This is a genomic window from Rhodococcus sp. EPR-157, from assembly GCF_001647195.1.
Classification (GTDB): domain Bacteria; phylum Actinomycetota; class Actinomycetes; order Mycobacteriales; family Mycobacteriaceae; genus Rhodococcoides.
In genome coordinates, this window is the sequence record NZ_LVCV01000228.1 from 1 (window position 1) to 8954 (window position 8954).

An 8954-nucleotide genomic window follows, 5' to 3' on the forward strand; every position below is an offset into this window, starting at 1 on the left:
ACCGTCGGGTGGCCATTGTCGTCGATCGAAAAACTAGATCACGTTCTAGTTTGGGATTCGGTGAACACCGATGATGTTGTCGAATACGTTGAACAACAACAAAAGAAACGCCCTAAAGCGGATTCTTTGACTACCGAACCTGTTCTAGTTAATATGACCTGAGTCACACGCAACAAGTAGGGGAGGGTTGATGAACGACCTCCTTCTCGTACCGCTACGTGCGGTAGGCGCGTTCTTCGACATGGCGTGGTACACCCTCCGCGCAGTATTCTCCCGGCCGTTCCAGCGACGCGAGTTCGTCGACCAAGCCTGGTTCATCGCCCGCGTCTCCATGGTGCCGACTGTCCTCGTCGCCATCCCGTTCACGGTCCTGGTCAGCTTCACCATCAACATTCTGCTGCGAGAAATAGGGGCAGCCGACCTCAGCGGGGCGGGCGCCGCCCTCGGCGCGGTCACCCAGGTCGGCCCCATCGTCACCGTCCTGATCGTCGCCGGTGCAGGTGCGACGGCCATCTGCGCCGACCTCGCGGCACGCACCATCCGCGAAGAGATCGACGCGATGCGCGTGCTCGGCATCAATCCGATCCACCGCCTCGTCGTGCCACGGGTACTGGCATCCACCGTCATCGCACTCCTGCTCAACGGCCTGGTGTGCACCATCGGCATCCTGGGTGGTTTCGTGTTCTCGGTGTTCCTGCAGGGTGTGAACCCGGGGTCGTTCGTCAGCGGGATCACCTTGCTCACCGGGTTCGGCGAGCTCATGGTGTCTCAGGTCAAAGCCGGACTGTTCGGAATGATCGCCGGGCTCGTCGCATGCTTCCTCGGGTTGAACGTCAGGGGCGGCGCGAAGACCGTCGGCGACGCCGTGAACCAGACCGTCGTGTTCGCCTTCATGGCGCTGTTCGTCGTCAATGTCGTCGTCACCGCCGTCGGTATCAAGTTGACGGCCGGATGAGGGAGCGCTGAATGGCCCTCGCTGCGACAGGTCGATTCCCGTTGACGCGACGGCGCATCGCCGGCGCGTCGCGTTCGGCGGACCGTGTCGGTGAGCAGGCGATCTTCTATCTCCAGGCATTGGGTTCCGTTCCGCGTGCCGCGGTGCGCTACAAGAAGGAAACGCTGCGACTCGTGGCCGAGATCAGCATGGGGTCGGGAGCGCTCGCCGTCATCGGTGGCACGGTCGTCATCGTCGGCTTCCTGACGCTGTTCGCCGGTGGAACCATTGCGGTTCAGGGATTCTCTTCACTCGGGAACATCGGCGTCGAAGCGCTCACCGGATTCTTTGCGGCATTCATCAACGTGCGGATTGCAGCTCCGGTCATCGCGGGTATCGGACTGGCCGCCACGATCGGTGCGGGTTCGACGGCTCAGCTCGGCGCGATGCGCGTCTCGGAGGAGATCGACGCACTCGAATCGATGGCTATTCCGTCCATTCCGTATCTCGTCAGCACCCGGGTACTGGCAGGGATGGTGGCGATCGTGCCACTGTACTCGCTGGCGGTGATCGCCTCGTTCATCGCGAGTCGCTTTGCGACAGTGGTGATCTACGGCCAATCACCCGGGGTGTACGACCACTACTTCGACACCTTCTTGATACCGACGGACATTCTGTGGTCGTTTGCGCAAGCGATCGTGATGGCTCTTGCCGTGATGTTGATCCACACCTACTACGGCTACACGGCAAGCGGTGGACCGGTCGGAGTCGGTGTTGCAGTAGGTAATGCGGTACGCGCATCGCTTATCGCCGTCGTCACCGTGACCCTGTTGATCTCGCTCGCCATCTATGGCAGCTCCGGCAACTTCAACCTGTCGGGATAGCGATGAAAAAGCTCGCCGCTGCCGGCCTCGTTCTCGGTCTCGTTGCCATCGTCGCGATTGCGTTGACGATGTTCGGTGGCGGGTTCACCGAGACGGTCCCGGTCACCGTCACCTCCGACCGCGCGGGCCTGGTCATGGATCCGCAAGCCAAGGTCAAGCTTCGCGGTGTCGAGGTCGGCCGGGTCGCATCCATCACGCAGGAGGGCAGCGAGGCGCAGATACACCTCGATCTCGACCCTGCCATGTTGCCGATGATCCCGGCGAATGCCGCAGTCGACATCAAGTCCACCACGGTGTTCGGATCCAAGTACGTCAACTTCCTCGTTCCCGCCGACCCGTCGGCGCAGAGCATCGAGGCCGGTGCCATCATCCCGGCAGAGAGTGTGACCGTCGAGTTCAACACTCTGTTCCAGCACCTGTCCGAGGTGCTCCAGAAGCTCGAACCGGAGAAACTGAACGCAACTCTCGGTGCAGTCTCCTCGGCACTGCGCGGGCGCGGCAACGAGTTGGGTGAGCTGCTCGAGGACACCGATGCATATTTGGCAACGATGAACCCGTCTCTTCCTGCGCTGCAACGTGATCTGTCGGCTGCGGCCATCGTGACGAACGTCTACGCGGATTCGACGCCGGATCTGATGCGCGTTCTCGACAACGCGACGACGACCTCGGCCACGATCGTCAGCGAGCAGGCGAACCTGGACCTGCTGCTGATGAATGTCACGGGTCTCGCCGACACCGCGAATCAGGTTCTGACCGAGAACGAACAGCCCCTCGTAACGGCCCTCGGAACGCTCACGGCGACAACGACTCTGCTCGACGAGTATTCCCCCGCCCTGACGTGTTTCCTCGTGGGACTCAACAAGGGTCGGATCGCGTTCGGACCACTCGCGGGTGCGGGAGACAATGCGTCGATCCAGTTGAGTTCGAGTTTCCTGCTGGGCGATCCGGCGTACACGGTCGAGAAGGACCTACCGAAGATCGCTGCGTCCGGCGGGCCCAACTGCTACGGCCTCCCGGACTTCGATCCGAAGCAGGGCCCGGCGCCGTTCGTTGTCGCGGACACCGGGACCCAGCCGTACATCCCGTCCACCCAGCCCTCGGTCAACGTGCCGACCATCTTCCAGTTCCTGTTCGCGGGAGCGTGGCCATGAGAAGCAACACGGTCAAACTGTCCATCTTCGCGCTCGTGATGGTGCTGGTCTTCGGGGCGTTGGCGCTGGTGTTGAGCCAGTACCGATTCGGTAGCACCGACGGCTACCACGCCGTCTTCACCGACGCCTCGGGGCTGAAGTCCGGTGACAAAGTCCGCATCGCGGGTGTGCCCGTCGGATCGGTGTCGGGCGTGAAGGTCGCGGACGGAAACCTCGCCGAGGTCGACTTCGACGTCGATTCGAAGTATCGCCTGCTGTCGAGCACGGCCGCGACGGTCCGATACGAGAACCTCGTCGGCGACCGCTACCTGGAACTACTCGAAGGACCCGGTGGCACCGAGGAGCTCGGCGATGGTGGGACCATCGAAGTCGTGCAGACATCGCCTGCCCTGGACCTGGACATGCTTCTGGGCGGATTCAAGCCCCTGCTGCGGGGGCTCGATCCGCAGCAGGTCAACGACCTGTCGGCGGCACTGCTGCACGTGCTGCAAGGTCAAGGCGGAACGCTGGTATCGCTTCTGGCCAATACCAATTCGTTCACCAACACCCTTGCCGATCGAGATCAACTGATCGGTGACGTCATCACCAACCTCGAGACCACTCTCGAGACCATCGACAGTCAGGGAGAACAGTTCGAGACCACCATCGACTCGTTGCAGCAGCTCATCAGTGGGCTTGCTCAGGACCGTGATCCCATCGGCGCCGCAATACCCAAGATCGACTCCGCCGCAGCAGATCTCGCCGGTCTTCTGCAAGCATCGCGACCCGACATCCAGTCGATGATCGCCGAGGCAGGACGCACTGCGACACAACTGGATCTGGGCAAGGACACCATAGATCAGGTGCTGACGCGACTGCCGAGCGACTACAAGAAGCTCATTCGCGTCGGATCGTACGGAAGCTTCTTCCAGTTCTACCTGTGCTCCAACACGTTCAAACTGTCCGGACCCGACGGTCGGACGCTTCTCGTTCCTACGGCGAAACAGGACACGGGGAGGTGTGCAAACATAAATGGACAGAACTAGAAACTTCGCACACGTCGGCATCATCGGGATCGTGCTCGCGGTCTGCATCGTGCTCGCGACGCTGCAGTACGACAGGCTTCCGTTCCTCTCCAGCGGTACGAACTACTCGGCACTGTTCGAGGACGCAGGCGGACTGATGGTCGGCGACGCTGTGACGGTCGCAGGCATCGCCGTCGGCAAGGTCGACGACATCTCCCTCTCCGAGCAGGAGGTCCGCGTCGAGTTCACGGTGCAGGAAGACATCGAACTCGGCGACGCGACGAGCGTGGACATCAAGACCAACACGATCCTCGGTCGCAAGTCGCTGAAGGTCACCCCCGCCGGCGCCGGCGCGATCGGTATCGACGACGTGATCCCGTCGAGCAGAACCAATTCGCCGTACTCGTTGACCGAAGCGCTCGGCGATCTCGGAACCACCGTGTCCGAACTCGACACCGAGCAGCTCGGCGATGCGATGAACGTCGTGTCGGACACCTTCGCCGATACTCCGCCCGACCTGAAAGCTGCACTCGACGGCGTTTCCCGTCTGTCGGAGAGCATCAACTCTCGCGACGAAAGCCTGCAGGACCTACTCGAACGGGCCGAGAGCGTCACCGGGATACTCGCCGATCGCCGCGGTCAGATCAACCAACTGATACTCGACGGCAACGAACTCTTCGGTGAGCTCGATCGTCGCCGCACCGCGATCAGCCAGTTGATCACCAACATCTCGGCGGTGTCGCGACAGCTGACGGCGTTGGTCCAGGAGAATCAGACACAGCTCGGACCGACGCTCGAGAAGCTGAACTCCGTGGTGGCGGTGCTGCAGAAGAACAACGACAACATCGCCGGTGCACTCGACGGTCTCGGTCCGTACATCAGCGCGTTGGGTGAATCCGTCGCAAGCGGTCCGTTCTTCAACGCCTACATTCAGAACATTCTGCCCAGTTCTTGGTGGAAGACCGTCGTCGACAGTGTTGTCGCGCCGGAGCAACTGCCCAGCACGCTCATCGATCTGCTCCCGAAGAATGCACCACCGATCCTGAAGCCGCCGGGGGAGTGAGATGAAGAAGATCGTGATCGCCGCAGTGGCCGCCGTGCTGGTCGTTGCCATCGCCACCGCAGGCTACTTCGTCTACATGGGCGCGACGCGTACAACCGTTGTCGCACAGTTCTCCTCGACGACGGGCCTGTACGCGGGCGACGACGTTCGAGTGCTCGGCGTGAACGTCGGAAAGGTGCGGTCGATCGACCCACAGGGCGACGACGCGACGGTGACCATGGACATCGACTCCGACGTGAGCATCCCGGCCGATGCACAGGCGGTGATCATCGCGCAGAGTCTCGTCTCGGCTCGATTCGTCCAGATCACTCCCGTCTATGCCGGCGGACCCGAGCTCGCCGACGGTGCTGTCATTCCGTTGGAGCGCACCGCAGTTCCGGTCGAGTGGGACCAGATCAAGACCGAATTGACGAAGCTGTCGACCGCCCTCGGCCCTGACGGTGTCGACGAACAGGGACCTGCGGGACGATTCATCGACACGGCCGCCGAGAACCTAGACGGCAACGGTGAGTCGCTCAGGTCCACGCTGACGGAACTGTCCGACACCATGCGGGTGCTCTCCGACGGACGCACCGACTTGTTCGCGACGATTCGCAACCTGCAGACGTTCGTCACCGCGCTCTCGAACAGCAACGAACAGATCGTCCAGTTCGGTGGCAGGCTCGCGTCGGTATCGCAGATGCTCGGCGAGAGTTCCGACGAGTTCGGTGTGGCGATGACCGATCTCGACATCGCCATCGGGGAGGTGCAACGCTTCGTCGCCGACAACCAGGCCGGCCTGGTCGAAGGAGTCGCGCGGCTCGCCGACGCCACCCAGGTGCTCACCACCAAGCGTCCCGAGATCGAGCGGGTACTGCACGCTGGGCCCAATGCGTTGGCCAACTTCAACAACATCTACCAACCGGCACAGGGGACGTTGACGGGCGCGATTGCGGCGAACAACTTCGGCAATCCGATCAACTTCGTGTGTGGTGCCGTGGCAGGAATCGAGAACACCACCTCGGAGCGGAGCGCGGATCTGTGCAAGCAGTATCTCGGACCGGTTCTGAGCTCCTTGGTGTTCAACTATCCAGCGTTTCTAGCGAACCCGATCATGGGTGCCGACGCCAATCCCGATCAGATCGTCTACACCGAGCCGGGATTGGAACCGGCGGCCCCCGCGCCTGCCCCGGCCCCCGCGCCGGCCATGCCGACTGTTCAGGTGCCGAGCCTCGGCGACCTGTTGGGAGGCGGACGATGAAGCGCACAATAGTCGCTGCACTGTTGGTGTTTACGTTGGCCGGCTGCCAGTGGGACGGACTGAACTCGCTTCCACTGCCGGGAACGGAAGGACGAGGAGAGAACGCGTATCAGGTGCAGATCCAGATGCCGAATGTCACTACGCTGTCGCAGAATTCGCCGGTCATGCTCGACGATGTCACCATCGGAAGCGTCGCGGGCATCGAGGTCCAGGACTGGCACGCGCTGGTGACGGTCGCGCTGAACGAAGGAGTCGAGCTGCCGGAGAACGTGTCGGCCAAGATCGGTCAGACGTCGCTGCTCGGTTCCCAACACCTGGCGTTGGTGCCACCCGAGAATCCGGAAGGCCGTCTGGAAGCGGGCGATACGATTCCGCTCGACCGCGCCGGCGCGTATCCCACGACCGAGCAGACACTGTCCTCACTGTCGGTGGTGCTCAACGGCGGCGGTCTCGCGCAGATCCAGGACATCACGACGGAACTGAACAATGCGATCGGCGGACGCGAGGATTCGGTCCGTGACCTGCTGCCGCGACTCGACGAACTCGTATCCAGCCTCGATGCGCAACGCGGGGACATCATCGACGCCATGAGCGGCATCGATCGACTGGCAGTGAACGTCCAGAATCAGAACGCGACTCTCACCAGGGCCCTGAACGAGATCCCGCCGGCGCTCGACGTGCTGATCGCAGAGCGCGAGAACATCACCACTGCGTTCTCGTCCCTCGGGAATCTGAGTGAGGTGGTGAGTCGGCTGATCGAGACGTCGGGGCAGGACTTGCAGACCAACATCGCAAGCCTGACACCGGTGCTGAAGGCCCTGGCCGACTCCGGTAACGCACTCACCGACGTGTTGTCGGTGCTGTTGACATACCCATTCCCGCAGGAGGGCATCGACAACGTCATGCGCGGGGACTATGCAAATCTGGCCATGACGATCGACATGTCGCTTCCACGACTCGACGCGAACTTCCTGACGGGAACACCGTTGGCGGGCAGGATGGGTGGACTGGAGGGCGCACTCGGGACGCAGGCTGCGCCGACTGCATCGTCGGCAGTCGATCCGCTGCTCGCACCGGTGGCTCCGCCGACGCTGCAGATCCCGGGGCTACCGCCGATCGAACTGCCGGTCCTTCCCGGTCTCGGGGTGCCGACGCCATGATGCTCACCAAGTTCGTTCGCGCACAATTGATCATCTTCTCGATCCTCACCGTCCTCGGGCTTGTGGTCATGGCGACGCAGTACGTCGGAGCTCCGGCTCTGGTCGGCATCGGGCGTTACGGCGTCACCGTGCAGCTGCCCACCACGGGTGGTCTGTACCCACACGCGAACGTCACGTACCGCGGCACCACGGTGGGCGAGGTGAGTTCGGTGCGCCTGACGCCCGACGGCGTCGACGCCGAAATGTCGATCGAGAGTTCCTATCGCATCCCCACCGACGTGGATGCGCAGGTCAAGAGCGTATCTGCGATCGGTGAGCAATACGTCGATCTGATCCCGCGCACGAGTTCGGGACCCGCGCTGGTGAACGGGGACGTGATACCCGAAGACCGGACGACGGTGCCGCAGGACGTCGGTCCCATGTTGGATCAGGCCGACGTGCTGCTGAGGAGTATCTCCGATACCAGGCTCGAGACAGTCGTCGACGAAGCGTTCAAGGCGTTCAACGGGACCGGTCCGGAACTGCAACAGCTCATCGATTCGGCGCGGTTGTTCGTCCAGGAAGCACAGGCCAACTCGGAACAGACCAAGATCCTGCTGGATCAAGCCGGCCCGTTGCTCGACGGACAAGTCGTCAGTAGTGACGCGATACGCTCGTGGACAAGCAATCTCGCGACCTTCACCGACCAGCTGCGCGCCAGCGATCCGAATCTGCGAGCGATCATCGAGAAGGGCCCCGGAGCGGCAGCCGAGGCGAACCAACTGTTCCAGAATTTGCGTCCGACGCTCCCGATCCTGGTCGCCAACCTCGTCAGCATCGGGGAGGTAGGAGTTATCTACAACGCAGGCATCGAGCAGATTCTGGTGCTGTACCCGCCGGTCACGGCTGCACTTGTCACCGCAGCGGGAAGTGGACCGGCCGACGAGGGGGCCATCGTCGACTTCCAACTCGAGGTCAACGATCCTCCCGCGTGCACGACGGGCTTCCTGCTACCCGAGCAACGCCGCGACCCCAACGAGATGTCGATACCCGACACCCCCGCCGACCTGTTCTGCAAAGTCGACCAGAACGACAGCACTGCCGTCCGTGGGTCTCGTAACTTGCCGTGTATGGAAGTGCCTGGACGGCGAGCCCCGACGCCGGAGATCTGCCGCAGCGCAGAGGGATACGTGCCGCTCGGCAACAACCCGCCGTGGGGACCCATCGAACAGGATCAACCGTCGTACACCGAAATCCCCAGCGGCGAAAGCAGTGTCGCGCCTGCTTCGGCGGCCAGGCCGTACAACCCGCAGACCGGAACCTACGTCGCACCCGACGGCACGGCGTACCATCAGCCGACGCTCGGAGGCGTCGACGGTATTGCCGGCCTGATGACGGGGCAGCAGGATGTCGGGTGAGTAGGGGTGCAGTCCTAGAGGTTTCGGGCAGCGAACGCGACTGCAAGTTCGAGAACGGTGCGGCCCTCCGGCACAGCTCCGGCGAGCACCGGGAAAGCGTGCACCTGCCCCTTCCAGACGT

At 62.7% G+C, this 8954-nt stretch carries 8 protein-coding genes; all 8 read left to right on the forward strand.

What is annotated here, in order from left to right:
* Positions 1-190 precede the first annotated feature (190 nt).
* Genes A2J03_RS10355 through A2J03_RS10390 form a run of 8 tightly spaced genes read left to right on the forward strand, consistent with a single transcriptional unit; the run spans position 191 to position 8833 of the window.
* Positions 191-955: an MlaE family ABC transporter permease gene (locus A2J03_RS10355; RefSeq protein ID WP_068373055.1), complete on the forward strand. Its 765-nt coding sequence runs from the start codon at positions 191-193 to the stop codon at positions 953-955.
* Between the two features lie 11 nt (positions 956-966).
* Positions 967-1818 (forward strand): MlaE family ABC transporter permease, encoded by an 852-nt coding sequence (locus A2J03_RS10360; RefSeq protein WP_068373058.1) that lies wholly within the window; start codon positions 967-969, stop codon positions 1816-1818.
* Between the two features lie 2 nt (positions 1819-1820).
* On the forward strand, positions 1821-2969 hold the full coding sequence (locus A2J03_RS10365; RefSeq protein WP_068373061.1) for an MCE family protein: 1149 nt from the start codon (positions 1821-1823) through the stop codon (positions 2967-2969).
* The gene (locus A2J03_RS10370; protein ID WP_068373064.1) at positions 2966-3994 is read left to right on the forward strand and encodes an MCE family protein; all 1029 of its coding nucleotides are present in this window, start codon (positions 2966-2968) and stop codon (positions 3992-3994) included. The genes A2J03_RS10365 and A2J03_RS10370 overlap by 4 nt, the downstream gene beginning before the upstream one ends.
* Positions 3981-5036 (forward strand): MCE family protein, encoded by a 1056-nt coding sequence (locus tag A2J03_RS10375; protein ID WP_068373067.1) that lies wholly within the window; start codon positions 3981-3983, stop codon positions 5034-5036. The genes A2J03_RS10370 and A2J03_RS10375 overlap by 14 nt, the downstream gene beginning before the upstream one ends.
* Before the next feature lies 1 nt (position 5037).
* Positions 5038-6276, forward strand: coding sequence for an MCE family protein (locus tag A2J03_RS10380; protein ID WP_068373071.1), 1239 nt, complete (start codon positions 5038-5040; stop codon positions 6274-6276).
* Entirely contained in the window at positions 6273-7436 is a 1164-nt protein-coding gene (locus A2J03_RS10385; protein ID WP_068373074.1) for an MCE family protein, read from the forward strand. Before A2J03_RS10380 ends, A2J03_RS10385 begins: the two co-directional genes overlap by 4 nt.
* Positions 7433-8833: an MCE family protein gene (locus A2J03_RS10390; protein ID WP_068373077.1), complete on the forward strand. Its 1401-nt coding sequence runs from the start codon at positions 7433-7435 to the stop codon at positions 8831-8833. Before A2J03_RS10385 ends, A2J03_RS10390 begins: the two co-directional genes overlap by 4 nt.
* Positions 8834-8954 lie beyond the last annotated feature (121 nt).